The sequence below is a fragment of the Actinopolymorpha alba DSM 45243 genome (genome assembly GCF_000373925.1).
In the GTDB taxonomy this organism is placed as follows: domain Bacteria; phylum Actinomycetota; class Actinomycetes; order Propionibacteriales; family Actinopolymorphaceae; genus Actinopolymorpha; species Actinopolymorpha alba.
In genome coordinates this window covers 16,184-42,339 of the sequence record NZ_KB892752.1, presented here as the reverse complement: position 1 = coordinate 42,339, position 26,156 = coordinate 16,184, and the positions used below count along the sequence as shown (strand labels likewise).

General features: G+C 69.8%; 23 protein-coding genes. 11 read left to right on the top strand and 12 right to left on the bottom strand.

Going from position 1 to position 26,156, the window contains the following annotated elements:
* Positions 1–201 precede the first annotated feature (201 nt).
* On the bottom strand, positions 202–1,224 hold the full coding sequence (locus B141_RS51435; protein WP_020576125.1) for a MazG nucleotide pyrophosphohydrolase domain-containing protein: 1,023 nt from the start codon (positions 1,222–1,224) through the stop codon (positions 202–204).
* Between the two features lie 36 nt (positions 1,225–1,260).
* Positions 1,261–1,893: a SurA N-terminal domain-containing protein gene (locus tag B141_RS0115680; protein ID WP_020576124.1), complete on the bottom strand. Its 633-nt coding sequence runs from the start codon at positions 1,891–1,893 to the stop codon at positions 1,261–1,263.
* A gap of 287 nt (positions 1,894–2,180) precedes the next feature.
* Between B141_RS0115680 and B141_RS40880 the strand changes: the two genes are divergently transcribed.
* Positions 2,181–3,503 carry a sensor histidine kinase gene (locus B141_RS40880; protein WP_020576123.1) on the top strand — a complete coding sequence of 441 codons (1,323 nt, stop codon included), beginning with the start codon at positions 2,181–2,183 and terminating at the stop codon, positions 3,501–3,503.
* A gap of 4 nt (positions 3,504–3,507) precedes the next feature.
* Positions 3,508–4,170, top strand: coding sequence for a response regulator (locus B141_RS0115670; RefSeq protein ID WP_020576122.1), 663 nt, complete (start codon positions 3,508–3,510; stop codon positions 4,168–4,170).
* 76 nt (positions 4,171–4,246) lie between these two features.
* Here B141_RS0115670 and B141_RS0115665 read toward each other — a convergent pair whose 3' ends face one another.
* The gene (locus B141_RS0115665) at positions 4,247–4,663 is read right to left on the bottom strand and encodes an ArsR/SmtB family transcription factor (protein WP_040421438.1); all 417 of its coding nucleotides are present in this window, start codon (positions 4,661–4,663) and stop codon (positions 4,247–4,249) included.
* Positions 4,664–4,971: 308 nt separating this feature from the next.
* Between B141_RS0115665 and B141_RS0115660 the strand changes: the two genes are divergently transcribed.
* A complete protein-coding gene (locus tag B141_RS0115660) occupies positions 4,972–5,559 on the top strand; it encodes a TMEM165/GDT1 family protein (protein WP_020576120.1) in 588 nt (195 codons plus the stop codon).
* A gap of 39 nt (positions 5,560–5,598) precedes the next feature.
* On the opposite strand, the gene B141_RS0115655 is transcribed toward B141_RS0115660, so the two are convergent.
* The gene (locus B141_RS0115655; RefSeq protein ID WP_084678315.1) at positions 5,599–6,336 is read right to left on the bottom strand and encodes a nucleotidyl transferase AbiEii/AbiGii toxin family protein; all 738 of its coding nucleotides are present in this window, start codon (positions 6,334–6,336) and stop codon (positions 5,599–5,601) included.
* A 35-nt stretch (positions 6,337–6,371) separates the two neighbouring features.
* Here B141_RS0115655 and B141_RS0115650 point away from each other — a divergent pair, with 35 nt between their 5' ends.
* Complete coding sequence (locus B141_RS0115650) at positions 6,372–6,680, top strand: hypothetical protein (protein WP_020576118.1); 309 nt, start codon at positions 6,372–6,374, stop codon at positions 6,678–6,680.
* 138 nt (positions 6,681–6,818) lie between these two features.
* Here the strand turns inward: B141_RS0115650 and B141_RS0115645 are convergent, their stop codons facing one another.
* A complete protein-coding gene (locus B141_RS0115645; RefSeq protein ID WP_020576117.1) occupies positions 6,819–7,649 on the bottom strand; it encodes an aldo/keto reductase in 831 nt (276 codons plus the stop codon).
* Between the two features lie 131 nt (positions 7,650–7,780).
* Here B141_RS0115645 and B141_RS0115640 point away from each other — a divergent pair, with 131 nt between their 5' ends.
* Positions 7,781–8,272, top strand: a complete 492-nt coding sequence (locus B141_RS0115640; protein ID WP_040421436.1) for a GNAT family N-acetyltransferase — start codon at positions 7,781–7,783, stop codon at positions 8,270–8,272.
* A 71-nt stretch (positions 8,273–8,343) separates the two neighbouring features.
* The gene (locus B141_RS50310; protein ID WP_169512937.1) at positions 8,344–9,324 is read left to right on the top strand and encodes a TrbL/VirB6 family protein; all 981 of its coding nucleotides are present in this window, start codon (positions 8,344–8,346) and stop codon (positions 9,322–9,324) included.
* 144 nt (positions 9,325–9,468) lie between these two features.
* On the opposite strand, the gene mfd is transcribed toward B141_RS50310, so the two are convergent.
* The 5 genes from mfd to B141_RS50715 form a co-directional block, all read right to left on the bottom strand.
* The gene (gene mfd, locus B141_RS0115630; protein WP_020576114.1) at positions 9,469–13,101 is read right to left on the bottom strand and encodes a transcription-repair coupling factor; all 3,633 of its coding nucleotides are present in this window, start codon (positions 13,099–13,101) and stop codon (positions 9,469–9,471) included.
* Positions 13,102–13,293: 192 nt separating this feature from the next.
* Positions 13,294–13,569: a Clp protease N-terminal domain-containing protein gene (locus B141_RS47470; protein WP_084678314.1), complete on the bottom strand. Its 276-nt coding sequence runs from the start codon at positions 13,567–13,569 to the stop codon at positions 13,294–13,296.
* 416 nt (positions 13,570–13,985) lie between these two features.
* Positions 13,986–14,813 carry a sulfotransferase gene (locus tag B141_RS0115620; protein WP_202805792.1) on the bottom strand — a complete coding sequence of 276 codons (828 nt, stop codon included), beginning with the start codon at positions 14,811–14,813 and terminating at the stop codon, positions 13,986–13,988.
* An 80-nt stretch (positions 14,814–14,893) separates the two neighbouring features.
* Positions 14,894–15,553, bottom strand: coding sequence for an AMIN-like domain-containing (lipo)protein (locus B141_RS0115615; protein ID WP_020576112.1), 660 nt, complete (start codon positions 15,551–15,553; stop codon positions 14,894–14,896).
* Positions 15,550–18,615 carry a PKD domain-containing protein gene (locus tag B141_RS50715; RefSeq protein WP_020576111.1) on the bottom strand — a complete coding sequence of 1,022 codons (3,066 nt, stop codon included), beginning with the start codon at positions 18,613–18,615 and terminating at the stop codon, positions 15,550–15,552. The genes B141_RS0115615 and B141_RS50715 overlap by 4 nt, the downstream gene beginning before the upstream one ends.
* A gap of 357 nt (positions 18,616–18,972) precedes the next feature.
* Here B141_RS50715 and B141_RS0115605 point away from each other — a divergent pair, with 357 nt between their 5' ends.
* Genes B141_RS0115605 through B141_RS0115585 form a run of 5 tightly spaced genes read left to right on the top strand, consistent with a single transcriptional unit; the run spans position 18,973 to position 24,869 of the window.
* A complete protein-coding gene (locus tag B141_RS0115605) occupies positions 18,973–20,424 on the top strand; it encodes a hypothetical protein (protein ID WP_202805791.1) in 1,452 nt (483 codons plus the stop codon).
* Complete coding sequence (locus tag B141_RS49320; RefSeq protein ID WP_020576109.1) at positions 20,421–21,758, top strand: aminoglycoside phosphotransferase/kinase family protein; 1,338 nt, start codon at positions 20,421–20,423, stop codon at positions 21,756–21,758. Before B141_RS0115605 ends, B141_RS49320 begins: the two co-directional genes overlap by 4 nt.
* Positions 21,755–23,107: a Wzz/FepE/Etk N-terminal domain-containing protein gene (locus tag B141_RS0115595; RefSeq protein ID WP_020576108.1), complete on the top strand. Its 1,353-nt coding sequence runs from the start codon at positions 21,755–21,757 to the stop codon at positions 23,105–23,107. The genes B141_RS49320 and B141_RS0115595 overlap by 4 nt, the downstream gene beginning before the upstream one ends.
* On the top strand, positions 23,104–23,910 hold the full coding sequence (locus tag B141_RS45675; protein ID WP_020576107.1) for a CDP-alcohol phosphatidyltransferase family protein: 807 nt from the start codon (positions 23,104–23,106) through the stop codon (positions 23,908–23,910). Before B141_RS0115595 ends, B141_RS45675 begins: the two co-directional genes overlap by 4 nt.
* Positions 23,911–23,915: 5 nt before the next feature.
* Entirely contained in the window at positions 23,916–24,869 is a 954-nt protein-coding gene (locus B141_RS0115585; protein WP_020576106.1) for a glycosyltransferase family 2 protein, read from the top strand.
* Positions 24,870–24,991: 122 nt separating this feature from the next.
* On the opposite strand, the gene B141_RS40860 is transcribed toward B141_RS0115585, so the two are convergent.
* Both B141_RS40860 and pssD read right to left on the bottom strand, forming a co-directional pair.
* Positions 24,992–25,516 carry a glycosyltransferase gene (locus B141_RS40860; protein ID WP_020576105.1) on the bottom strand — a complete coding sequence of 175 codons (525 nt, stop codon included), beginning with the start codon at positions 25,514–25,516 and terminating at the stop codon, positions 24,992–24,994.
* A complete protein-coding gene (pssD, locus tag B141_RS52565; protein ID WP_051114090.1) occupies positions 25,513–26,004 on the bottom strand; it encodes a PssD/Cps14F family polysaccharide biosynthesis glycosyltransferase in 492 nt (163 codons plus the stop codon). The genes B141_RS40860 and pssD overlap by 4 nt, the downstream gene beginning before the upstream one ends.
* Between the last annotated feature and the right edge of the window lie 152 nt (positions 26,005–26,156).

Below are 26,156 nucleotides of genomic sequence, written 5' to 3'. Positions count from 1 at the left end.
GCGCCAGCTGAACGTCCGGCGAACCGACCCGCCACTTAGAGGTCGCGCGGCGCCCCTTACTTGCGCGACCTCAGGCCCACCGAGCCCGCTCCACAATGATCACGTATACGTGGTCATTACCCGCCTCACATGGTGTCGGTGCCATGTGAGGCAGGTACGCGCCACGTATACGTGGTCATTGTGGGTGGCGGCGGCTGCTGCTCAGGAACCCGAGCCCGACCCGGATTCGGCGGCGTGGACGGCGGCGATGTAGCGGCGGCAGGCGTCGCGGAGTGCCTGTTCGGGATCCAGGCCGGCCTCCCGTGCGGCGTTCACCAGCCCGAACAACGCCTCGCCCAGCTGCTCGGCCGTCGGCTGGTCAGGCAGCGGCTCCACCCGCGGGAGGGGAAGGTCGAGGCCGGCTCGGGACGTACGTCCGAGGAGCTTCTCGGCGAGCGTGAGTCCGGGCAGGCCGAGGGGTACGCCCTCGACGGCGGACGTACGCCGCTTTTCGGCGAGCTTGAGCTGGTCCCAGACGTTCTCGATCTCGGCCACGTCGGCGGGCGTCGCCTCGCCGAAGACGTGCGGGTTGCGGCGTACCAACTTCTCGACCAGATCACCCGCCACGTCGTCGATCGCCCACGGCGACTCGGCGTGCTCCTCGGCGAGCCGGGCGTGGAACACCACCTGGAAGAGCAGGTCGCCCAGCTCCTCCCGCAGATGCGTGCGGTCACCGGTCTCGATCGCCTCGACCGTTTCGTACGCCTCCTCGATGAGGTACCGCACCAGCGACCGGTGGTCCTGCTGCTTGACCCACGGGCACCGGTCACGGAGCTGGTCCATCACCGAGAGCAGGTCGAGCAGCCGGGAGCCTGGCAGGTCGTACGAACCAGGGAGTACCTCGAGTTCGGGCAGGTCCGGCACGCCCGCTTCGGCCTGGCCGGCGAGCAGTTGGCCGAGCGCGTCGGCCAGCCCAGGGTCCCCGTCGTCGGCCGTGAGCCAGACGAGGGTACGGCCGGCCCGGGCGGCGTCGAGGAGGGTGCGGGCGACGGCGAGCGGCGCGTCCGGTTGATCGAGAGTCTCGACAGCCACGCCCGCCGCGGCGATCGCGGGTAGCTGGGAGTGGTGCGGGTCGCCGGTCAACACCCGGTCAGCGCTACGCAGCAGCTCCCACGCCGGCCAGGCCAGCAGACCGGGAGCCACCCGCGGGGTGGTCAGGAGCAGGACGACACGACCGCTGGTCACGGTACCGACGATGGCACGAGGCTCAATGACACGAGGCTATGGGCCGGCGGGAGCCGGAGCCTCAGGGAGCCCGGTCGCCGGCGCGGTGGGCTCGGTGGTGACGAGCTGGCCACCGGGCCGCAGCTGTGCGCCGCTCCACTCGCCGTAGCGGGGGTTGACCGTCACGCCGACCGCCTTGGCGGTCTTGGCCAACTCCTGGGCGATGAGTTCGTCGGCTTTGACCTGCTCATCCTGGGTGGTCGGCGCCACGCCCAGGAGCTTCGTGGCGAGGTCGCGGCGAAGCGCCACCCAGCGGGCGAACCCGTCGAGCATGTCGGCCGGGATCATGACCTGCTGGGCCTTGATCTCGTCCTTCACCTTGTCGACCGCCGACTGGTTCGCCGTGACGCCGAGGCGTTCCCCGGTGGCGACGATCAGGGAGTCCTCGATGAGCTGCTGCAACAGGGCGCGCTGGGTGTCGGCGAGCTCGGTCTGACCGAGGTTGGTACGACCGGCCTGCGCGAGCAGCTCGTCCAGCTGCTTCTGGACATAGCTCACCGAGATCGCCTCGCCGCCCACCTGGGCCGCAGCGCCAGGCTTCGCGGCGGCGGCAGCACCGCAGCCGGAGAGCCCCAGCGCGGCGACGAGTGCGACTCCGGCAAGTCGACGAGTGTGCCTCTGACCGACCACGGGACCTCTTTCCTCTGGGCGTGTGAGCCACTGGATGCCAGCCACGTCGCAGCTGATCGTACGCAAGGACCCCACGGTGCCGGCGGGTAGGGGGCGGGCGCGGGGCTGGGACGCTGGCGCCGGGCGGGACTGAGGGGTGCCGCCGCACGGTCGCCGGCGGGGACGACCCCGGTTGTGCGGCCGGCGAACCAGATCGGCCGATCGGCTGACTGGACGGCGTACGGCGTCTGGCGGGCTCGGCTGTTTGGCGGACGCCGGCCGTCGGTCGCCCTGCCTACCCTCTTCCCATGCGGAAGCAGCGGGAGGCGCGCCTGGTGACCCGGAGCCGGGTCGCCGTGGCCGTCGCCACGAGCACGGTCGCGCTCGGCGTCGTCGCGGCGCCGTTCGCCGGCCCGTTCGTCACCGTGCCCACGGGGGTGGCCGTAGCTGGCCTACTCGGCCTGCTGATCGGTGGCGCCAGACCGGCCCGCCGGGTGATGGCGGTGTCAGCGGCTGTGTCGGCCGTCTCCCTCGGCGTCACGCTGCTGTGGGCCGCACCGAACAGCACACCCATCCAGGTAGCCGGCCTCGCCGAACTCGCAGCGCTCATCTGGCTGATCGTCCTGGTCGTCCGCCATGTGCCGGTTCCGCAGGTGTGGTTCTATGCGGGCCTCGCGAGTGTCGCCCAGGCGACCCTCATCCTCCGCCCGATCAAGGCGCTCCCGCCCATGGACCAGGCCGCCGCGGTGGCGTTCTGGACGACCGGAGCGGTCTGCGCGATCCTCGGCGGAAGCTACCTGCGATCTCTGGACGCCAACCGCGTCCGCGCGGTGCTGGCCGCCCGCCGGTCGCAGCGCCTGGAGTTGGCGCGTGATCTGCACGATTTCGTGGCACACGACGTGAGCGGCATCGTCGTCCAGGCGCAGGCGGCCCAGGTGATCGCGCCGCACGACCCCGATGCGGTGCTGGACGCCCTCAAACGGATCGAGGAGGCCGGCCTTCAGGCGCTGGCCGCCATGGACCGCACCGTGCACATGCTCCACGATGTGGAGGAATCGCCCGCTACCGGCGCTGACGACACTGGCGATGAGCCGGCCGGTGGACCTGAGCTAGGCGGTCCTGCCAGCCGTATGCCGTTGGTCGGAACCGCCGACGTACCCGACCTTGTCGCGCGTTTCGCCGCGAGCGGCCAGAGCACCGTTGACCTCCAGGTGGCGCCGGACGGCGTTCAGATCCCGCGCGAGGTCGACACCACCGTCTACCGGATCATCGTCGAGGCGTTGACGAACGTACGCCGGCACGCGCCGACCGCCTCCCACGTCACCGTGGTCATCGAGCGGTCCGGCACCGCGGGCAACCCCGCGTTGACGGTGACCGTGACGAACGACAGCAGCCCGGCATCGTCGGCTTTGGCCCCAGCGGGCTCAGTGGGCTCAGCGGCCTCGGCGGCCTCGGCGGTCCCGGCGTCGGCGGCGTTCGATGCCGGCGAACGCCGCGGTGGCGGGCTTGGGCTCCTCGGCCTGACCGAACGCGTCGAGGCGCTCGGTGGTCGGCTCAGCGCCGGACCCCATGGCAGCGCCGGTTGGCGTACGACGGCGTCGCTCCCCCTGCCCAGCACGGAATCGGCCTGACAGCATGACCGACGTGACCACCCGCATCCTCATCGCGGACGACCAGGAGAACATCCGCAGCGGATTCCGCCTGATCCTGGACGCCCAACCCGACATGCAGGTCGTCGGCGAAGCAGCGGACGGCGCCTCCGCGCTGGAGCTGGCCCGGCTCCTGCGCCCTGACGTCGTACTCGCCGACATCCGCATGCCCCGCCTCGACGGGCTCGAACTCACCCGCCAGCTCGCCGGCCCCGACGTCGAGGACCCGGTGAAGGTCGTGGTGGTGACGACGTTCGACCTCGACGAGTACGTCCACACGGCTCTGCGGCACGGCGCCTGTGGCTTCCTCCTGAAGCGGTCCGGGCCCACGCTGCTGGTCGAGGCCGTACGCGCGGCGATGGCCGGCGACACGCTCATCAGCCCCTCCGTGACGGTACGGCTGCTGCGGCACCTGACCGCGCAGCGGCCGGCGTCAGGGGCGCGACCGCAGGAGACGCTCACCGACCGCGAGATCGAGGTCGCCCGGCTGGTCGCCACGGGCAGGACGAACGCCGAGATCGGCGCTGAGCTCTTCATCTCGGCTGGTACGACGAAGACGCACATTGCGAACATCCAGCGCAAGCTCGGCGTACGCAACCGGGTTGGCATCGCCGCCTGGGCGTGGGAGTCGGGCCACGCGACGCCCTGAGGCCGGCCTGCCGTCGGCGGGGTGGTTTGTCAGCTGGCCCTGGCGGTCAGCACGCCGGGGGTAAGGTCACCGGCGGTCAGCCCGCTGGCGGGCGGCGGCTCGGGTGGGTCGGCGTCGGAGGGTCGGGCGCGAGCGAACCGTCGGGCGCGATGTGCTCGAAGATCTGCTCGATCAGCGTGAGCACGTGCGGGTCCTCCACCGCGTAGATCTGCCGCCTTCCGTCCCGACGCGCGGTGACCAGGCTGGCGAGGCGGAGCTTGGCGAGGTGCTGGCTCACCGCGGCGACGGTGGCGCCGGTGTGCTCGGCGAGGGTGCCGACGTCGTACTCATGGCGGGCGAGCAGCCACACCAGGTGCAGCCGCGTGGGCGCGGACAGCAGGTCGAACGTGTCGGCGGCGGCCTTGAGCTGCGGAGCCGTCGGAGGCGTAGGTGCCGCGGGCTGGTGCCCAGAGGACGGACCCGCTGAACGGGGTGGTTCGCCAGGGTCGCTCATCACCTCCCGATTCTTCCGTACGACAGCGTTCGGAGGCATCTGGCGGTGTGACGTTCGGCACAACCCTCGAATACTTGCGCAACTGTTTGACAATCAAGCGGGTCCCGGGCCACCCTTGTCAGCGCGAAGGGGAGTAGCCCACAACGCCGTGGTCGACACACTGGCGTCCCCGATGGATGCCCGGCCCGGCGGCCTCCTGTCGAGGCGGGCGAGACCTTCGACCCAGGCGATATGCCGGGTCGAGGTTTTGGCTGCCATCCCAGTTGGGCTAGCCCTCGGTCCGGCACGGATCGAGGAGAAACGCCCGTATGGACGCCCTGACCACCAGCTTCCTCATCAGCTTCGGAGTCATCTTCGTCGCGGAGCTCGGGGACAAGTCACAGCTGATGGCCCTGACCTTCGCCACTCGCTACCGGGCCATGCCGGTACTGATCGGGATCACCGTCGCGACGGCCGTGGTGCATGCCGTCTCGGTCGGCCTCGGTTTCGGTCTCGGCGCGGCCCTGCCCACGGAATGGATCACACTGATCGCGGCGATCGCGTTCCTCGGCTTCGCGGGATGGACACTTCGTGGCGACGTCCTGACCGAGAATGAACGCCAGAAAGCCCAGCGGGCAAAGCGATCCGCGATCATCGCCGTCACCATTGCGTTCTTCCTGGCCGAACTCGGCGACAAGACGATGCTCGCCACGATCACCCTGGCCACCCAGCACGGGTGGTTCGGCACCTGGCTGGGATCCACCGTCGGCATGGTCGTCGCGGACGCGATCGCCATTGTGATCGGGCAGCAGCTGGGGAAGCGACTGCCGGAGAAGGCGGTGCGGTACGGCGCGTCCGCGTTGTTCGCGATCTTCGGGGTCTGGCTTCTGGTCGAGGCGATTACCCAGCTGGTGTGAGGTTCGCGATTCTGCGGACGAGATCGACGTGCGGCGTGGCTACGCCCAGGCTCGGGCGTCGGGGCCCCAGGAGCCTGTGGCCGTGCCGTCGAGGAGCGGATCGAGGAACGGCCGTACGACGGTCAATGCTGCCTCGAGATCGACCGCGCCGAGGCCGACCGTACGGCGGGCCTCGGCGCGGTAACCGCGCTCCCAGATGGTCCGGTCGGGAACGTCGAAGGCGGCTGGCAACTCGAGGTCCCGTCGTACAGCCTCATTTCCCAAGGCCCGTTTCTGGAGATCGGCTTCGACGGTTGCGCCGCGACTGATCGCGACCAGGTCGACAAGGTCCTTGAAGCGGGTCGAGGGCTTGCCGTTATGGCGCTCGAGGATCGCACAGACCTTGTCGGCGACGTGGTCGACCAGCGGGTAGGCCTTCCAGATCGCCCGCTCGCGGTCAATGATGCGGACCTCTGTCAGCGGTGGCACCGGCTCGGGAAGCCCGGTCATCACAACGCCGTCGGCGACGATGTCGATCTGGAAGGCGGCCCAGAGCTTCGCGCCCATGAGGGACCGGACCTTGACCCGGGCCGATTGAGCTCCGTTGGCGGTGATCCTCACGGCTCGGTCTTTCAGCTTGTCGGTGACCGCGCGCCGGGCGGCCTCGGGCGTCTTGTAGCGCTGCTCGTCGGTCGTCACGCGGCACCGCTCTTCCCGCCGTCTGCGTCTGGGTCGGTGGCGGCAGCCTCTTCGAGCCAGGTCTGCCGTTCGAGGTCTCCGGTCAGGTCCAGGAGCCAACGAAGCAGGCCAACGCCGTCACCACGGCGAAGGCCATGTGTAGCGGCGTACGGCGCGATCGCGCGCGCGACGGTGCCGGGGTAGTCATTGCCAGAACGGAGCGCGTCGACGATGAGCTCGCCGACGGCTCCCGGATCCTCTCGCTCGGCGAGGAGATCCGCGGTGATCCGGCGTGGCCGGGTGACCGGAAGACCGTGGAGAGTGAGCCAGCTGCCATCCGGAAGATCTCCGCGATGGAGGCGGACGTCCGGGCGGCGGGTCTGCTTGCGAGCGGGGAGGGTGAACTCGTGGACGTCAGCCGGGAGGTGACCGAGACCGTAGAGCGCGGCCGCGGAGCGATGTGACGGCTCTGACGACGATGGCCGTCAAGGCGATGTTGACGACGAGGGCGTCGGCGAGTGTCAAGCCGATGACGACGCGGCGGCCCGAGACCCGCTGTCGCGCGAGTCCCGAGCCGCCTCAAAGAGCTAGAGAGCAGAGCCTCAGGCGCCGAAGACGTCGGGGTCTCCCCCGGTGCGCTGCCCCTTGTCCAGAGCCGTGATCGCGGCCACGTCATCAGCGGACAGCTCGAAGTCGAACACGTCGATGTTCTCCCTGATCCGCGTCGGCGTCACCGACTTCGGGATCACCACGTTGCCGAGCTGGAGGTGCCAGCGGATGATCACCTGGGCGGGCGTCTTGCCGTACTTCCCTCCGAGCGCGACGACCGCCGGGTCCGTCAGCACGTCACCGCCCTGCGCGAGCGGGCTCCACGCCTCGGTCGCGATGCCGTTCTGCGCGTTGAACTCCCGCAACGGGCCCTGCGCGAGGTACGGATGCAGCTCGATCTGGTTGAGGACCGGCACCGTCTCGGTCTCGTCGAAGAGCCGCTTCAGGTGGTGGGCGTGGAAGTTCGAGACGCCGATCGCCCGGATCCGTCCGTCGGCGTACAGCTTCTCGAACGCCCGCCAGGTGTCGACATACTTGTCCTGGCCAGGCGTCGGCCAGTGGATCAGGTAGAGGTCGACGTAGTCGAGCCCCAGCTTGCGCAGGCTCTCGTCGAACGCCGCGAGCGTGGTGTCATAACCCTGCTCAGAGTTCCACAGCTTGGTGGTGATGAAGAGCTCGTGGCGGGGTACGCCCGACGCGGCGATCGCCCGCCCGGTGCCCTCCTCGTTGCGGTAGATGGCGGCAGTGTCGATGCTGCGGTATCCCGACTCGATGGCGGTCTGGACAGCCGAGGTCGCCTCGTCGTCAGGCACCTGCCAGACGCCGAAGCCAAGCTGGGGAATCTCCACGCTGTTGTTGAGGGTGACGCTGGGGACGCTGGACATGTCCGAGTGATCCTCCGCACGGGAACGAGGTCAGGAGCGAAGCCGGAAACATCAGACCACACCACCGCGGGCGTGCCCAAACGGTCCCCGTGCCGGCGCCGGTCGCGCACCGGCCGGCTACATTCATCGACGTGGAGTTCCGCGCCGTTCCCTACGATCACCCCGACGCTGAGGCACTCATCGAGGATCTGCAGCAGGAGTACGTCCACCGCTACGGCGGCCGGGACACGACGCCGGTCGATCCGGCGGAGTTCGCTCCCCCGGGCGGGATCTTCGTGATCGGGTACGACGACGACGGCAAGCCGCTCGGCTGCGGCGGGTGGCGTACGCACGACGGGAGTGATCCCGACCTGCTCCCCGGCGACGTCGAACTGAAGCGCATGTACGTCGCACCGCGCGCCCGCGGCCAGGGGCACTCCCGCGCCCTGCTGGCCGAACTCGAGCGCACCGCCGCCGTGGCTGGGCTGTGCCGCATGGTCCTCCACACGGGAACCCAACAACCCGAGGCACTCGCGTTGTACGCCTCCTCGGGCTACACACCGATCCCGGGGTTCGGCCACTACCGCGACGCGCCCGACGGCCGCTACTTCAGCAAGCCGCTGCGGCAGGACCTACTGAGCTGACGTACTGAGCTGATTCTCCGCACTCGGCCTACTGCGCGCCCGGTTCGGGTGCCGCTGAGGTGGGCTCGGTGGTGAGCGTGGGCAGCGGCAACGGCGGCAGCGAGAGCGTCGGCGTCGGCAACGGCAGGGTGGGCAGCGGCAACGGCAACGGCGGGCCGGTCTTTGTGGGCGTGGGCGTCGGCGTTGGGGTGGGCGTCGCCGTAGGAGTCGGAGTCGGGGCCGAGGTGGTCGGCCTGGGTGTCGGCTTGGGGCTCGTGGTCCGGCTCGGCGTCGGTGTCGGAGTCGTGGGTGCGGACGTCGGCTTGGGGCTCGTGGTCCGGCTCGGCGTCGGTGCCGGAGTCGTGGGTGCGGACGTCGGCTTGGGACTCGTCGTCCGGCTCTGCGTCGGGGTGGGTGCGGGCTCCGTCGGCACGGGTGCGGCCCGGGTCGGCCCGGGATCTGTCGGCTCAGGCTCCGTCGGCACGGGCGCGGGCGAGGAGGTCGGACGCGGTGCCGGCGCGATGTCGCGCCGCTGCGTCGGCGCCGGAGTACGACCCGTCGAGTCCGGCCCGAAGAACGCCGCGAGGGGAGAAGGGCTCGCTGGCGGCTTGGTCACCGCGATGCCAGTCGGGGACGGCCCCGCTGCCGGCGTACCCGGCGTCAGCCTCGTCGCGCCGGAGACGCGGGCCGACGGGGAGGTCGGTGCGGGGTTCGAGGAGTCCTCACCCGGCGACGGGGTCACCACGGAACTCGGACGCACGACACTCGCCGCGATCTGTCCCCGGCCACCATCAACGGGTGTCGTACCGAAGAGGTACCAGCCCGCGGTCGTCGCGGCCGTACCAACCGCCAGCACGCTGGCCGCGACCCCTGCGATCACCAGCCCACGCCGGGGGCGGCGATGGCGTCCGGGTGGAAGCTGTGGCCTGTGCTCCTGGACGGAGCCGTCGTCAACAGGCAGGTTGTCGAACGGCATGCGCACTCCCTGGTGTTGCGCTCTTCGTCAAACGTGGCGGGCAGCCCGCTGGGTGGTTCCGGCCCCAGTGGAGGGGCCAAAGCCGACGCAACCATAACTGATTGTCACAAAGGCACCCGGCGACCACGTTCCGTGACAATGCGCAGGAGAGCCGACAACGCGGAGAGCCGATCCGCGTCGCCCAGAAGAACGGTCCGCGGCGACCGCGGAGACTGCCTTCCGCCGCGGCCGCCGCGCTCGCCTACCGCGCGGCCGCTGCCGCCGCCTCCAGGAGTACGGCGTCGATGAGGTCGCGGGCCCAGTGCAGCAGCTCCACATCCCGCAGCGGTTGCCCGCCGATCGGCGCGGTGGCGGGCCGAGGAACCAGGATCGTCTTGGTCGGCCGCTTGACGATGGTGCGGGGATACAGCCGCAACAACCGCAGCTCCTGGCTCTCCCGCAGCTCCACCGGACCGAACCGCACCTGGTTGCCCTGCAGGGTGACGTCGGTGAGCCCCGCCTTCTTGGCGTGCAGGCGGAACCTCGCCACCTCGAGGAGGTTCTCCACCGGCTGCGGCAGCGCGCCGTACCGGTCGGTGAGTTCCTCGCCCACCTGCGCCACCTCGTCGAGGTCGCGGACGGCGGCCAGCCGTTGGTACATCTCCAGCCGGAGTCGCTGGCTGTCGACGTAGTCGTGCGGCAGGTGCGCGTCGACCGGCAGCTCGACCTTGACCTCGGCCTCCTCGGTGCCTCCGTCGCCGCGGTACTCCGCGACCGCCTCGCCGACCAGGCGTATGTACAGGTCGAAGCCGACGTCGGCGATGTGGCCGGACTGCTCGCCGCCGAGCATGTTGCCAGCGCCGCGGATCTCCAGGTCCTTCATGGCGACGGCCATGCCGGCGCCCAGCTCGGTGTTCTGGGCGAGCGTGGCGAGCCGGTCGTGGGCGGTCTCGGTCAGCGGGCGCTCGGGCGGGTAGAGGAAGTAGGCGTACGCCCGCTCCCGGCCCCGGCCGACCCGCCCGCGCAGCTGGTGAAGCTGGGAGAGCCCGAACAGATCGGAGCGCTCGACGATCAGCGTGTTGGCGTTGGAGATGTCGAGGCCGGCCTCGACGATCGTCGTACAGACCAGGACGTCGGCCCGCTTCTCCCAGAAGTCGACGATCACCTGCTCGAGCTGGTGTTCGTTCATCTGGCCGTGTCCGACGGAGACCCGGGCTTCCGGGATCAGCTGGCGGATCCGGGCCGCGGCCTTCTCGATCGTGTTGACCCGGTTGTGAACGAAGAAGACCTGGCCCTCACGCAGCAGCTCACGGCGGATCGCCGCGGTCAACTGGCGTTCGTCGTACCCGCCGACGAAGGTCAGCACCGGGTGGCGCTCCTCCGGCGGCGTCATGATCGTCGACATCTCGCGGATGCCGGTGATCGCCATCTCCAGCGTGCGCGGGATGGGCGTCGCCGACATGGTGAGGACGTCGACGCTCGCCCGCAGTGCCTTGAGCTTCTCCTTGTGCTCGACGCCGAACCGCTGCTCCTCGTCGACGACGATCAGCCCGAGATCCTTGAACGCCGTCTCGGTGCTGAGCAGCCGGTGCGTGCCGATCACCACGTCGATCTCGCCGGTCAGGAGACCCCGCAGGACTTCCTCGGCCTCCTTGTCGGTCTGGAACCTCGACAGGGCCTTGACCGTGACCGGGAACGGCGCGAACCGCTCCGCGAAGGTCGAGTGGTGTTGCTGGACGAGCAACGTGGTGGGGACGAGCACCGCCACCTGCTTGCCGTCCTGGACCGCCTTGAACGCCGCCCGGATCGCGATCTCGGTCTTGCCGTATCCGACGTCGCCGCAGACGAGGCGGTCCATCGGGATCGGCTTTTCCATGTCGAGCTTGACGTCCTCGATGGTGGCGAGCTGGTCGGGCGTCTCGATGTAGGGGAACGCGTCCTCGAGCTCGCGCTGCCAGGGCGTGTCGGGTCCGAACGCGTGCCCGTGGGTGGCCTGGCGGGCGGCGTACAGCTTGATGAGTTCGGCGGCGATCTGCTTGACCGCCTTACGGGCGCGGCCCTTGCGCTTGGCCCAGTCGGAGCCGCCCATCTTGTCAAGGCTGGGTTGCTCCCCGCCGACGTAGCGGGTGACCAGGTCGAGCTGGTCGGTGGGTACGAAGAGCCGGTCGCCGGGCTGGCCCCGCTTGGACGGGGCGTACTCCAGGACGAGGTACTCCCGCGTCGTGCGCTGCTGCCCGCTGCCCACCGTGCGCTGGGTCATCTCGATGTAGCGGCCCACGCCGTGCTGGTCGTGAACGACGTAGTCGCCGGGGCGCAGCTCCAGCGGGTCGATGGTGCGGCGCCGCCGGGTCGGCATCCGGCGCATGTCCTTGGTGGACGGACCGCCACGCCCGACCAGGTCGGCCTCGGCGAGGATCGCGACCCGGACCTCCGGCGCGACGAAGCCCTGGTCGAGCCGCCCGCACGTCACGTGGACGACGGACGCCTCGGGGACGGTGTCGAGCCGGTCGGCGAGCCGGGCCGGGATGTCCTGACCGCGCAGGACCTCGACGAGGCGCTCGGCGGGACCGTGGCCTTCGGTGACGAAGACGATCCGCCACCCCTCCCCGAGCCACCGTCCGACGTCGACGAGCGCGCGGGCGGTGTCGCCGCGGTAGGCGTCGGCGCCGTGGGCCACGATGCTGTGCGACTCGACGGCTCCCCGCTCGACGTCCACGTCGAGCTGGACGATCTCACCCATCTCGGTGCGCTGCGGACCGGCCGGCTCGGCCTCCGGCTCCAGGGCGAACGGCGAGACGCTCCACCAGGCGAGGTCCCTGGCCAGGGCATGCGTACGAATCTCGCCGAGCGAGCGGTACGCCGCCGCGCCCAGGTCGATCGGCGCCTCGCCCCCGCCGGCCGCGGCCGCCCAGCTCGCCTCGAGGAACTCCTGGCTGGTTGCCACCAGGTCGTGTGCGCGGCTGCGAACGCGTTCGGGGTCGCACACCACCACGTGGGTGCGGGCCGGCATCAGGTCGACCAGCAGCTCCATCTCGTCGACCAGCACCGGCGCGAGCGATTCCATCCCCTCGACCGCGTGCCCGTTCGCGAGCTTCTCGAACAACTCCGCCAACTCGGGATGGGCGTCGGCGAGCTTGGCGGCGCGGTCCCGCACCTCGTCGGTGAGCAGCAGCTCACGGCACGGTGGGGCGTACAGTCCGTGCTCCAGAGCGCCCAGGGACCGCTGGTCGGCCACCTTGAACGCACGGATCTCCTCCACCTCGTCACCGAAGAACTCCACCCGGATCGGGTGCTCCTCGGTGGGCGAGAAGACGTCGATGATCCCGCCGCGGACGGCGAACTCACCGCGCCGCTCCACCAGGTCGACCCGGTGGTACGCCGCGCCAGCCAGCCGGCGTACGACGTCTTCGAGATCAACCTCGTCACCCACATGCAGCCACACGGGCTCGAGGTCGGCCAGGCCCTTGACCTGCGGCTGCAGCACGCTGCGAACCGGCGCGACCACCACCCGTGGCGCGGGGGTCTCATCGGTGGGGTGGACCAGCCGGCGCAGCACGGCGAGCCGGCGTCCGACCGTGTCAGAACGCGGTGAGAGCCGCTCGTGCGGCAGCGTCTCCCAGGCGGGGTAGTAGACGGCGGCGTTCTCGTCGCCGAGCAGGCTCTGCAACGTGGCGGTGAGGTCCTCGGCCTCCCGGCCGGTCGCCGTGACAGCGAGGACGGTCCGACCGGCGCCGCCGTGCTCGGGGGACGCGGCGAGAGCGGCCACCGCGAACGGCTGCAGGGCCTTGGGTGCGGTGAGATCGAGCGGAGCGGCGGTCGGCGCCTGCGCGGCAGCCACCGCGGCGGTGAGCGCGGGGTCTGCGACGACGAGTTCGACGAGTCCGGTGAGGCTCATGGGATCCTTCGCCTGGAGGGGTTGTGCGTGGGCGCGGGTCCTGCGTACTGGAGCACCACATACAGGCACGACGCACCACAAACGCCCCGATTCGCGGAGCGGACCGGGGTTGTTCGCACCAGGCTAGCGCGCCTCGCCGACAGGGTGGGCGGCGATATTCGTGGCTTCGACGCCCGATCGGGTGCGGCTCGATCACTGCCGGGCGCGGAGGAACTCGTTGAGGAGTGCCTGGACCGACTCCCGGACCGCGGCGAGCGTCAGCCCCCGGTCGGCCAGGATCCGGGCGACCGCCCCCTGCCGGTCGCGGAGGATGCCGAGCAGGAGGTGTTCGGTGCCGACGTAGTTGTGGAGAACTGCTCCAGCGGCAACTCGGCGTACCCAAACTCGGCAGCCAACTCCCCCCGCTCGACTAGGAGGTCGGGCGGATAGGGGCGGGGAACTGTTTGAGCCGGCTGAGCAGCACCTCATGACGTTGCATGCGTTGCTGGTAGATGTCGGCACCCAAGGCGGGCGGGAGATATCCCAATTCTGGGTGCCGCGAGCGTAGTCTGGGGGGGCGCTGCGAGGTATCCGTCTCCCAGCCCGGTCCTATCGATATCGGTTCCGGCACCCTTTCCCTCTCCAAGGTGGGACCAGCCGGTATCGAGTTCACCGTGCGCCTCGACGACGGCGGTGGAGGTTCCGGAACTCTCAGCGGAGCCGGCGCGGTCGTCTGGTTCACAGACACGGGCTCCGGCATAGCGCCACCCTTTCTGAAGGCCGTCCGGCGTGGAGTTGATCAACGGTCCTGAATTCGGACACGTGCCGCTGCCGATGTCCGATTCGGCCGCCGTTGATCAACTCGACAGCCGCTGGCAGTCGGCAAACAGGCAAACGCCCAACAGTCAGCGACGCCAGGTGGGGGTGCGGCCCAGCAGGTTCGTCAGCTCCTCGTCGTACGGCTGGAAATGCTCCTCGAGCCGCCTCCGGACCGAACCCGGCATAGGCTCGCTAGGCCGGGCGTTGTGTTGGTCGAACGACGACGGCAGCCAGCTCGGGAGTCCGAGGAATTCGAGCGCCTCGGCGTAGGAGTCCTCCGGCTTCGTAAAGAACTCCTCGCTTTCGAGAACGTGCACCCGATCGCGGCCGAGGAGGTCGAAGACCCGCCGCAGCTGCTCGGAGTACCGTCCCCGCTCGACATAGGCAAAGTGGCGGTGCGCGTGGCTCTGGTAGCTCGGGTCGGAGGCCAGCCGCTCCTCCTCACCCGCGAGGCGTTCGGGCTCCAACTCCTGAGCCCGCTCGAAAGACTCGGTCTCGAAGCCCCGAGCGACCGCGTGCTTGTACGCCGAGTAGGCCCGTTCGACCGGGTCGCGCAGCATGACGATGAGGCGTACGCCCGGCAGGTCGCGGGCGATCCGCGGCAACGCCAGCGGGTGGTAGAGGTAATAGCCCGTGGATTCCATGGCCTGGGGTTCGCCGGAGCCGACTGACCAGTTACCGGCTCGCCGGCGGGCGGTCGACAGGAGCGGAAAGTGGCCGCGATACCAGGCCGGGCCACGGTCGTAGTTGAGATCGAAGTAGTTGACGCCTTTGTGAAGGACGGGCCCGGCGACGACAGGGTGTGCGATGAGCGCGCGGTGCAACGAGGTGGTGCCACACCGCTGCCCTCCGGCCAGGAGGAAGCTCGGCACCAGCCGACCACCTGAGGTGTAGCGCCCCAGGGTCCGGCTCACCACCCGTCCGGATCGCTTCATCCACGGCGGTGCGGCCGAGCGTAGCCTCGTCACACCTGTGCCGGCCGGACCCGTCCCACTCACTTGGCGCGTACCTCCACTATCAAACGCGTCGGGTTGTGCAGCTCACGCACCCGAAAGGCCGAGCGCTTCTCCAGCCCGACCCCGAAGCCCAGACTGCCCGCGAGGTTACGGGCCAGCAGGATCGACTTGACCAGGGGCTGGTCCGGCGCCAGATCAGGTGGCACCGCCAACCGGCCCCTGGTGTTGGGGTTGGTCAGGGAGAAGCTGACCTCCAGGAAGGCCTTGCCCTCCATCGGAATTGGGTCATCCTCCGGGTGCGCGCGGATGGCGTCAACGTACGCCACGCGGTAGCTCGGCAGGACCTTGGTGTCGGCGAAGGTGAAGGTCACCGTCTCCACACCCTTGCCACGCCCGGCGTCGAGTCCGACCAGGCGGGCCTTCGCCGAACTCTGCTGCTCCAGCGGTTGCTCGGCGAACTCCTTTGGCGAACGTCGCGTCGGCTCACCACCCGCGCCCGGCTGCTCCGTGGCGGCGGGCTTGCCAGCGGTGGCGGTCTGGTCAGCAGACCCAGCTGACCGCCCAGCCGCGTCCTTACCAGCTGGCGTGCTGACCGCCGCACCGTCATCCCCGGCGCCGGCCTTCGCGCATGCCCCGAGGCTCAGCGCCACCAGCACGGCGAGCAGGAGCGCCCGGCTGGCGCGCCCGCGGGCCCTCATGGCGTGGGTCCGATCAGGAACGACCACATCGTGGCCTGCGCGCTGGCGGTGTCGGCGGTGGCGGTCAGGCCGCCGGCCGTGCCGCCGGTGCCGAGCGTACGCCCGCTGTCGGTCAGGAGCGCTGCGATCCGGCCGCTGCCGGTGCCGGTGCCGGTGCGGCGTACGGTCTGGCCGGTCGGAGCGGTCAGCCCGGCCGCGGACGACGACTTCTCGCCCCAGTAGCTCACCAACCATGACGAGGCGTCGCCGGTCAGAGTCGGGGTCTTGTGCGTGGTCTGCGACGTGGTTTCGGCCGCCGACGTGGACGTGCGAAGGATGACGTTGGGACCGCGATACGCGACCAGTGTGAGGTCTCCCTTCGCGTACGCCGACAAGGTGACGTTGACAGTGGCGCCGGCGTCGGTGGCCGAGGCCTTCTTCTGCCAGGCCCGGCTCACCATGCTGGATGTCGACTTCGCCCCCGCACCTGACCATCCGGTCACACCGCTCGGCGCCGAGATCGTCGGTGTCGTCGAGTTGATCGTCAGCAGGAGCAGCAACCGGTCACCGGCCGCGACGCTGGTCGGGATGGTCACCTTGTGCGTCAGCAGGTTGCCGTTGGCGCCGGCTTGGGCGACGAACCGCACGGACGTGCCGCTGGCGGCAACGGAGATCCGGCGTTCGATCTGTCCGATCGCGCCTTCGTTGTCGGTGACCGTCAGACGGACCGTGTAGGCACCGTCGGCGGCGTAGGTGTGGGACGCGGTGGCTCCGCTCCCGGTCGCTCCGTCACCGAAGTTCCAGGCGTACGACGCGATCGTGCCATCGGGGTCCTTCGACCCGCTGCCGTTCACCGAGCAGGCGCGATCGTCACACTCGACGGTGAACGACGCGGTGGGCGCCTGGTTGGGACGGCGGACCGTCACCGGGACCTCGGTGCTGGTCTTAGCGCCGTCGTCGTCGGTCACGGTGAGCCGGACCGGATAGGTGCCGCTCGCCGGATAGGTGTGCGAGGCCGTGGGTCCGCTCGCGGTCGCTCCGTCACCGAAGTCCCAGGCGTACGACGCGATCGTGCCGTCGGGGTCGTACGAACCCGCCGAACCGAACTCGCAGGCGAGGTTGGTGCAGGTGTTGGTGATGGTGGCGACCGGAGGCTGGTTGGGCGGCGGGGTCGCGCGGGTGAAGACGTACATCGCTCGCGAACGCCAGTCGTTGCCGTCGACGGTGGGGCCGCTCAGGACCCGCACGGTGCCGGCGACCGGCTTGCCGTCCACGAAGTCGACCCGGCGGAGGTTGCCGTCGGCGGACGACGCCCAGTAGAGCTTGTCCCCGACGACGAACATGCCCGACACCCGCGAGAAGTCCACGTCGGTGATGCTGGCGCTCGCGGTGAAGCGCTGGGCTCCGACGACATCGCTCTCCACCGTGAAGTAGCGGTAATAAAGCGCACTCGCGCCGCTGCGGGTGTAGTAGAGCCGACCGCCCGACCAGAACATCCCCGTGAGGTTGGCGACGTCCTGGTGCCAGACCGAGTCCGCGACCAGCTGGTCGGCGGTGTTGATGGTCATCGGCGCGTCGTACGTCGTACCGTCGAACCCGCGCCGCGTGAACGTGCCATCAGACCAGCCGGAGTAGAGCTGGTCGCCGAGCATGAAGCCCTGCTTGACGTTCTGCCAGCTGATGCCACCGCTCGGCACCGCACCAGTCGACCCGACGGTGGTGCCGTCGAATGACCGCTTCACCGGGCTGGTGCCCGAAGACGGAACGAGGTGGACGTCGCCCGGCAGCGCGGCGACCGAGGGGTTCGGGACCTCAGTGCCGCCGGCGACCGGGAGGTACGCGATCCGCGCGTGGTACTCCCAGTTGCCGATCCGGTCAGTGTCGCTGCCGACCCAGAGCCCGTCGGGTGTCGCGAGCATGTCGAAGACACCCACGCCGCGGGTGCGGCCGGGGTTCCAACGCAGGGGCAGGCCGGTCGCCGGATCGAGCGCCGCGATGCCCTCCCGGCTCACCGCGCCAGCCGCGGCGCGGTTGTTTCCCGAGGGGTTGTTCTGCCAGCGCATGTGCCCGCCGACGTAGACCGCGGTGCCGGTGATCGCAACGGCGTACGTCGTGTCGCCGCCGGTGTAGTCGACCCAGGTGGCCGACAGACCCGACCCGCGCGCGCCGAGCTCCCAGCGACTGGTCGTGTCACACGGCGACGGTGGTGCCCTGTAGGCACCCGTGGTGGAGACGACGAAGTAGGACCCGTCCGGTGAGATGTCGAGGTCTCGCATGTAAGTGTCGAACGACGCCGAGCAGGCAGCCGCGAAGAAGTCGGTCTGCCAGTCGGCGACCTGCGCCTCGCTACCGGTGAGGTCGAGGACGGCGAGCCGCACGCGGGGCTGCCCCTGCACGGTGGAGAAGTTGCCGATCGCCACCAACCGCGAGCCGTCAGGCGTGATGTCCATCTTCAGCACCTGCAGGACGGAGTCGTTGAGCGGTCCGTCGAAGACAACGCGGTTGAACGTGTCGAACGCACCGGTCGTGGGGTTGAGCGTGACGAGGGCCGGCTGCTTCTTGCCCCCGACGTAGCCGAAGTGTCCGGCCACCCAGAGCCGGCCGGCGGCGAGCTTGAGGTCCTTGACCCGGCCGTCCATGGCCGGCGTGATGAACTCCGGCGTCAGCTGGCCGTTCGAGAGGTCGATCTTGGCCAGGCTCTTGGCCGGCTGGGAGTTGACGGTGTTGAAGAAGCCGCCGGCGAAGACGGACCGGCCGTCGTCGGAGACGACGAGCGCGGTCACCTCGCCGTCGACCTGCGGCGCGAAGGTGGTGCTGATGGCTCCGGTCTTCGCGTTGAAGGCGACGATGTTGGAGCGGTTGAGGATGGTGGCGCCGTCAGCGGAGCTGACCTGTGTGAAGGCACCACCGAGGATGACTGTGTCGCCAGCCTGCACGATTGCCTTCACCCGGCCATCGAGCACGTGCGGCGTCCAGTTGACGGGATCGTCGCTCACGACCTTCGGCTGCGGCGTCTGGACAGCCGATGCCGGGGTCGCGGCCAAGGCCGCCGGCACCAACGCACACACCAAGGCGAGAGCCACGCCGATCCGGCGCAGTAACAAGGGTTCCCCCCAGGAACAGGACACAACCGACCCCCTCAGGATCCGAAGCAAGCAAGTTTTGGGGGGTAGGTGGTAGTAGAGGTTGGAACGCGAAAGCGTAGGCCATAGTTTGCCCTCGGCGTACCCTCGGTGCAAGATGACCCGACCTAAATCGCGAATTGTCGTTCCGGGTCCCACGATCTCTCGTATCCTCGACGAAACCGGGGGCCCACGTCGCGCGGTTCTGGTGCGCGAGCACAGCCTGAGCACGCCCCGTGCAGCGGAGTCAGCGGCCTTGTGAGGGCCGAAGGGGAGGGCGACCCGGTGCGGGCCGTAGATACGCCGAGCCTGCCTGCCATGTCGACGACGGGTAGGCGGCCAGCCGTTCATCCCACGACACCGGCTTCTCCCCCGGCCGCCGCTCCCCGGCCTCGACTGCTCGGCCCTGGCTGGCCCCTCAGTGTGCTCTTCCTCGGCTTCCCGCTCTGGTGGGCGCTTGGTCTTGGCGTGTTCGCCTTCGTCCTCCTGGCCATTCCGATGGCGTTCGAGCTTCTGCGGCACCGACCGCTCCGGGTGCCGCGTGGCTTCGGCCTCTGGGTGCTCTTCCTGCTCTGCGTGGCGGCGAGCGCAACTCTGCTCGAGAGCGACGCGCCGGGAGGCGTGCCCGGTGGCGGCGGCGCGAACCGGCTGATGGTCTTCGGCTACCGGGCCGGGATGTACGTCGCCGCGACGATCGTCCTGCTGTACGTTCTGAACGCCAGTCACCGCGCCCTGCCCACGACCCGGGTGCTGAGGTTGCTCGGCTTCATGTTCGTGGTCACCGTCTGCGGCGGGCTGCTCGGTGTGGCCGCGCCCGGCTTTGAGTTCCGCTCTCTGATGGAGTTGCTGCTGCCGCACGGGATCGCCACGAACGAGTTCGTCAACCGCATGATCCATCCGGCCGCCGCGGATATCCAGGTCGTGCTGGGGTACGCCGAGGCGCGGCCGATCGCACCGTTCTCCTTCGCCAACTCCTGGGGCGCGAACTTCTCGCTCTACCTGCCGTTCTTCCTGCTGGGCTGGTGTGGCCGGACCGCCGGGTGGCGACGCCGGGTGGCGCCGCTCGTCCTCTTCGCCGGCCTCGTGCCGACGGTCTACTCCCTCAACCGCGGTCTGTGGCTCGCCCTCGGTGTCGGCATCTGCTACGTGGCGGTACGCCTGGCGCTGCTCGGCCGTTACTGGCTTGTCCAGGCACTCGCCGTGGCGGCCGTCCTGGGTGCGGTCGCGTTCGTCGCCAGCCCGCTCAGCACGATCGTGCAGCAGCGGCTCGACGCTCCCCACTCGAACGACCGCCGCGCCCAACTCGCCACCGAGACCGTGCGGAACGTCGTCGAGGGCTCGCCGATCCTCGGATACGGCTCGACCCGCGACGTGAAGGGCAGCTTCGCCTCGATCGCCGGCGGATCCACCCCCGACTGCCCGGCCTGTGGCGTGCCGCCCCTGGGTACGCAGGGCCAGATCTGGCTCGTGGTCTTCTCCCAGGGCCTGCTCGGGCTGGGGTTGTTCGTGGCGTTCTTCGCCCGGAGGTTCTTCGCCCACTGGCGCGACCCGTCACCTCTGGCGATCGCGGGCTGTTGTGTCCTTGTGTTCTTCTCCATCGAGCTCTTCGTCTACGACACCCTCGGCGCCCCGATGGTCACGGTCATGATCGCGCTGGGGCTGCTGGCGCGCGGCGGCTCCGACCCGCGCGAGGAGCCAGCCACGGTGGCTGGACAGGTGGGTGGACAGGTGGGTGGACAGGTGGGTGGACAGGTGGGTGGAGCCCGATGACCGGCGGGTCCGGCGCCCAGAACACCCTGGACGCCCTCAACGACACGGCCCGCCTGCTCTGGCCGGCCCCCGCCCACAGCACGATCGGCCGGGACGCCGCCAGGGAACCCGCGACCAGCGAACCCCGGGTCGGGGAATCCGCGACCAGCGAACCCACGGTCGGGGAATCCGCGACCGAGGAACCCGACGAGGAGCGCGCCGTCCTCCGGGAGTTCCTCATCCTTCCCCATCCCCGTCAACCTCGCCTTGCGCTGCCGACGCACACTCCCGCGGTCGCCGCCGAAGCCCTACGGAGATACAGCCAGGGCCTGTCGTTCGTCGAACGCGCCGTCCGGTCCGTGCTGTCCGCGTGCGTACGACAGCCCGCCGGCACGCAGCTCCTCGCCCGGATGATGCCGTACCGCCTGCGGGTGACCGTCCCGCACGGCGCGGCGGTCGACTCGCTGGAAACCCACCTCGGGCGGATCCTCGGTGAAGACGTGGTGGTCAGCATCGGGGTCGGGCCGCCGCGCGCCAACCGCAAGCCCGTCTTGCAGGTGCTCACCCCGGACGGCACGACGCTCGCCTTCGTGAAGGTGGGCACCTCACCGTCGACGACCGCGCTGGTACGTGGAGAGTCCGAGGCCCTCCGCGACTATTGGTCTGCCACCTCCGCCACCTCTGAGACCCCCGCCGCGAGCCGGCTGAAGGTGCCAAGGGTGCTGCACCACGGGCGGTGGCGCGACCTCGAAATCCTCGTACTGTCGCCGGTTCGTCCATCGTCGGGCGGCCGGCAGCGACGGACCATCCCGACCGGCGCGATGCACGAACTCGCGGTGCGGCTCGGCACGTCCCGGCACCCGCTCGCCGTCAGTCCCGCCTGGCGAGCGGCCCGCGCCGCGGTCGGCTCGCTGCAGGACAGTGCCCGGGCGGCGGCGTTCGCGCGCATCGTCGCGGAGGCCGAGGCGAGGTACGGCGACCGCTGCGTCACCGTCGGCACCTGGCACGGGGACTGGACGCCATGGAACATGGCCTGGGACGGCGACCGGGTCCTGCTGTGGGACTTCGAGCGCTTCGCGACCGGCGTACCCCTCGGCTTCGATCTGGCCCACTACCGCCTTCACACCGTGCTGCGGGCGAGGGGCGAACGCGTGGCCGAGCGGCTCGTCCGCCAGCGGTGGGACGGCGGTTCGGACCTGCTCGGCGGCAACCATCCGACCGCCGTGATGGTCAGCTATCTTGTGGAGCTCGCCCGCCGCTACGTTCTCGCCTGCGATCTCGTCGAAGGCGCGCCACTGCACGCCCGGACCGCCTGGTTGTTGCGCCTTCTCGACGACCTCCTGGTCCCGCGATGACCACCCGGACGCCCTCAGCGACGCCGGCCCGGCAGACCCACACCGTCGAACTCGCAAGTCACCTTCGTGTCCTCCGCCGGCACCTGCCGGTGATCGGTGTCCTCACCCTCGCTGGGCTCATGGTCGGCCTGCTTCTCACGGTGTTGTCCCCGCCGATCTATCAGTCGGCCGTCACGGTGTTCGCTCCCGGCACGCCCGCGTACCTTCAGGTGGATCTTCGGTCGGGGACGTCCCAGCGCGCGCCCCGCGAATGGACCCAGGACACCGAGGCCGCGCTGATCACATCAGACACTGTCCTGGGCGCGGTGGCCCGTCAGCTCGGTGCTGCTACGACCGCCGCGGACCTCAGGAAGCGCCTGTCGATCGACGTTCCGACCAGCACCCGCGTCTTCACCATCAGCTTCGACGCCGCCGATCCCGCGGCCGCCCGGCGCGGGGCTGACCTGATCGCCTCGGAGTTCATCCGCCAGCGGTCCGCGATTCTCGCCCAGCGTGCCCAGCACGCCGGTGCCGCCCTGGTCGAACAGCGGGTCCGCCTGCAGGAGATGCTCACCGACGCGTTCGCTCCGGCGAATCAGGATGACCCGCGAAGCCCCACCGTCCCTGTCAACCGTGCCTTGCGCGCACATATCCGGTCGCAGATGGCGCGCATCGACCAGACGCTCGCCACCGCCGCGACCACGACGGCGGCGCCGGCCGAGATCGTGCGACCGGCGACGCTGCCCACCCATCCGCGCGACGACAACGACGAGGTGCCGCCGGTATCCGGGCTCCTTGCCGGGTTGGTCTGCGGGATCGGCGTGGGATGCCTGCGGGATCGTCTCCGGCCTTACGTACCCGACGCGGCGGGCGTGGTCGCGGCCACCGGGTTGGACGTCATCGCGCAGCTGGACGCCCGTCGCCTCGGGTCGACTCCGAACGCCGACCCCGAACTCCGGCGGCTGGTCGAAGGCCTGCACACGAACCGAGACCCGGCCACGTCCGTGTCTGACCCGATGCGGATCCTGGTCACCGGCTGCTGCGCGCAGGCCTTGGTCGAGATGGTCACGCGTCAGCTCCGGCAGGCCCTGGCGGCGGAGCCTCTTCGGGCGCACGGATCCACGATCGAGGACGTCGTCCTCCAGAACGGACGCGCCGAATCGACCAGCACACTGGAGCGCGCACGGACCGCGCACGTCGCACTCCTCCTCGCCCACCTCGAGCACAGCCGGCGGAACGACCTCGTTTGTACGGCCCGGCAGCTGGCCCGAGCCGGCGCGCCCGCCGCGGCCGTCACGATCTCCGCCCACCCCATCGATCTCTCCAACGCCCACCCTGTCGACCTGGCCGCCAAGGAGTCCGCTCCATGACCACGACCAGCATCACCGGCCGCAAGCCACTCGAGGCGATCTGGACCCGGCTGGTCATCGACCCCGTGGCGGACCGGGTCGTCCGGCTCCTCGTCCGCCGGCTCTGGGTCACCCCGAACCGCGTGACGCTCGCCGCGGGGTTCCTCGCGGTCTGCGCCGCCGTGGCGTTCGGCACCGGGCAGCTCGTCGTGGGAGCGGTGGCGTTCCAACTGCGCTTCCTCGTCGACTGCCTCGACGGCCGGCTGGCCCGGCTGCGCGGAACGGCCACGACCTGGGGCGGTGCCCTCGACCTGATCGTCGACGTCGTGGGAATCACCCTGAGCTACGCGGCGCTGGCGACGTATGTGGTGAACGCCGGCGCGGCACCGCCGGTCCTCGCCAGCGCGGTCATCGCCACCAGCGGGGTGTACATGTGGACGCTGACACACCGAAAGTCCCTGCCCGGCGGTAGCCAGCACGACTGGCTCGGCGAGGCCGCGGTGGAGGGTGGAACGCCGGCCAGCCGGTCCTTTCGCGGCCGGATCGTCCAGGCGATGGCACGGCATGGGATGGTTCCCACACCGTACGCCGTCGAGGTGGAGGCCTGCGTTCTGACGCTGGCGCCGCTCTCCGTACTGGTGGTGCCCGGGCACGCGCTCGCCGTCGTGGTGGCCTGCCTGTGGGGGGCCACCGGGTTCTACGTCCTGGCGTCGGCGCTCAATGTCTACCGCACCTGGCGCTGCGCGGATGCGCTCGATGCCCGCCACGTACGTGACCTGCGCAACCTGCACGGCGATGGCACTGACAAGGAGAGCTTGACGTGAACGCAATGGCCCAGGACCCGCTGCCCCTGGTGTCAGTGGTGATCGCCACCAGGAACCGCCCCGAACTCCTCCGCCAAGCGATCGAAGCGGTCCGCCGCCAGACCTACGCGGGTCCGATCGAATGCGTCGTGGTCTTCGACCAGGCACCGGTGGACGATTCGCTCGTCGCGTCCGCGAACGCCGGTGCTGGTGACGGCGCTGACGAGAAGGGCGAGCGTACGCTCGTCGCGATTCCCAACCCACGAACGCCAGGACTCGCCGGCGCCCGGAACGCCGGGATCGACGCGGCACAAGGAGAGCTCATCGCCTTCTGCGATGACGACGACGAGTGGCTCCCGGAGAAGCTGGACCGCCAGGTCGAGCACCTGAGCCGCACTGGCGCCGATGTCGTCGTGTCAGGTATCGAGGTGCGGTACGACGACAAGGTCGTACGCCGGGTGCCGAAGGCCGCGGATCTCGACCTCGCCCAGCTCGCCCGCCGCCGGGTCATGGAGGCGCACCCGTCCACCGTCGTCGTACGCACCAGCGCGCTCCGAGACCGCATCGGCCTGGTCGACGAGGACATCCCCGGCAGCTACGGCGAGGATTTCGACTGGATCCTGCGCGCCGCCCAGGCGGGGCCCATCGCTGTCGTCGAACTCCCGCTGGTCCGGGTGCTCTGGGGGCGCCAGTCGTACTTCTCCACCCGCTGGCGCACCATCATCGAGGCGATCGACTACGGCCTCGCCAAGCACGCGATACTCAGCGCCGACTCCCGTGGGCTGGCGCGGCTGCAGGGCCGGAAGGCGTTCGCGTACGCCGCGCTGGGCGAGAGCCGGACCGCCGTGCGCTGGGCGTTCCAGACCCTGCGGCTGAACTGGCGGGAACAACGCGCGTACGTCGCGATCGTGGTCGCGATGCGGTTGGTTTCCGCGGACCGCGCGCTGCGGCTCGCCCATTCGGTCGGGCGCGGCATCTGAGGGATCGTGTGACCGGCGGCGAAGCTGCCTGAATGATCACGTATACGTGATCATTCAGCGCAGGCGGGGCACCCGGTTGAGTCCAGGTGCCCCGCCTCCGATGGTTCCGTTCGTACGCCCTCTCAACGGAAGAGGTCGGACACCAGGTGCCCGAACCTCTCGACCGCCTCCTCCGTACCGGATTCTCGCTCGACCGGTGGGATGCGGACGAGTTCGGGATCGTCGACCGCTTGGTCGAGGAGCGCTTCGAACTCCTGTTGCGACGTGGCTGTCAGCACGTGCCCCAATTCCGCGAGCCTGCTGGCGAAGCGGTGCTGGTGATCGTCGACATGCTCACCCCAATGCGCCCGCCGCGGTATGACGATCGGGCGGTGCCCACGACGGCGCGCCTCCAGGATGGTCGACGGACCGGCATGGCAGACCAGAATGCCGGCGCTGTCCATCCAGTCACCGACCTCGTCGTGTTCGGCGTAGGCCGTCCCGCCCGCGTGGCGGGGCGGTGCGGCGGTGCCGTACTGGATCAGGCATCCGACCGCTGGTCTCTGCAGGCTCCAGCCGTCCACCCATCGCACGAGTCGTTGGAATGGGTGATAGTCGGTCCCGACCAGAGCCAGAAGGTCGACACGTCCACCTACCAGCCCGCTCACAGGATGGTCCCGATCACGCGGGCGCCTTTGTAGAGGCTGGCTTGTTCCTCCCACTGCACGCAGAACAACGAAGACAGCGGTCGGCACAGCCGGCCAGTGAGCGTACGGGTGTCGAGCCGGTCGTAGACCTCGAGATAGACGGTCCGGATGCCCATCGCGCGGGCGACGAGGAAGAACGGGAAAGCCACGGCCGCGCCGGTGGAGACGACGACGTCGGGCTGGGTCCGGCGGAGTACACCGATCGCAAGGATCAGGTTACGCAGCAGGTTCGGGATGTTTCTCGTGGTGGGGAAATGCGCCCAGATCACGCTCTCTTCACGGAGTCGGGATTTGGCGTCCTGGGTCGCAAAGGTGACCCAGGTCCGGTCCCGGGTCTCCCACCATGGCTTCAACGCGAGTAGCTGCGCGAGATGCCCTCCACTCGATCCGACGAGTAAAAGGCGTCGTGGCGGAGCAAGGTCGAGTCCACCACCACCATTTCCTTTCATAGTCCCCCCAACGATCATGACTCACGGTGATCCGATGCGTGCAAAGTAGTGACGAATCGCCTGTGCTTTCAGGCCTGATGCACAATCGTTGCTCGGCACGACCGGGATCGACCCAGTCTCCCACTCACGCAGGAAAAACAGCGCACATAATG

What these genes read in the sequence shown, in the direction of transcription:
- B141_RS40880 (WP_020576123.1), top strand. Translation starts at nt 2,181, where the DNA reads ATGCGGAAGCAGCGGGAGGCGCGCCTGGTGACCCGGAGCCGGGTCGCC.
- B141_RS0115670 (WP_020576122.1), top strand. Translation starts at nt 3,508, where the DNA reads ATGACCGACGTGACCACCCGCATCCTCATCGCGGACGACCAGGAGAAC.
- B141_RS0115665 (WP_040421438.1), bottom strand. Translation starts at nt 4,663, where the DNA reads ATGAGCGACCCTGGCGAACCACCCCGTTCAGCGGGTCCGTCCTCTGGG.
- B141_RS0115660 (WP_020576120.1), top strand. Translation starts at nt 4,972, where the DNA reads ATGGACGCCCTGACCACCAGCTTCCTCATCAGCTTCGGAGTCATCTTC.
- B141_RS0115650 (WP_020576118.1), top strand. Translation starts at nt 6,372, where the DNA reads ATGTGTAGCGGCGTACGGCGCGATCGCGCGCGCGACGGTGCCGGGGTA.
- B141_RS0115645 (WP_020576117.1), bottom strand. Translation starts at nt 7,649, where the DNA reads ATGTCCAGCGTCCCCAGCGTCACCCTCAACAACAGCGTGGAGATTCCC.
- mfd (WP_020576114.1), bottom strand. Translation starts at nt 13,101, where the DNA reads ATGAGCCTCACCGGACTCGTCGAACTCGTCGTCGCAGACCCCGCGCTC.
- B141_RS47470 (WP_084678314.1), bottom strand. Translation starts at nt 13,569, where the DNA reads ATGAGGTGCTGCTCAGCCGGCTCAAACAGTTCCCCGCCCCTATCCGCC.
- B141_RS0115615 (WP_020576112.1), bottom strand. Translation starts at nt 15,553, where the DNA reads ATGAGGGCCCGCGGGCGCGCCAGCCGGGCGCTCCTGCTCGCCGTGCTG.
- B141_RS0115605 (WP_202805791.1), top strand. Translation starts at nt 18,973, where the DNA reads ATGTCGACGACGGGTAGGCGGCCAGCCGTTCATCCCACGACACCGGCT.
- B141_RS49320 (WP_020576109.1), top strand. Translation starts at nt 20,421, where the DNA reads ATGACCGGCGGGTCCGGCGCCCAGAACACCCTGGACGCCCTCAACGAC.
- B141_RS0115595 (WP_020576108.1), top strand. Translation starts at nt 21,755, where the DNA reads ATGACCACCCGGACGCCCTCAGCGACGCCGGCCCGGCAGACCCACACC.
- B141_RS45675 (WP_020576107.1), top strand. Translation starts at nt 23,104, where the DNA reads ATGACCACGACCAGCATCACCGGCCGCAAGCCACTCGAGGCGATCTGG.
- B141_RS0115585 (WP_020576106.1), top strand. Translation starts at nt 23,916, where the DNA reads ATGGCCCAGGACCCGCTGCCCCTGGTGTCAGTGGTGATCGCCACCAGG.
- pssD (WP_051114090.1), bottom strand. Translation starts at nt 26,004, where the DNA reads ATGAAAGGAAATGGTGGTGGTGGACTCGACCTTGCTCCGCCACGACGC.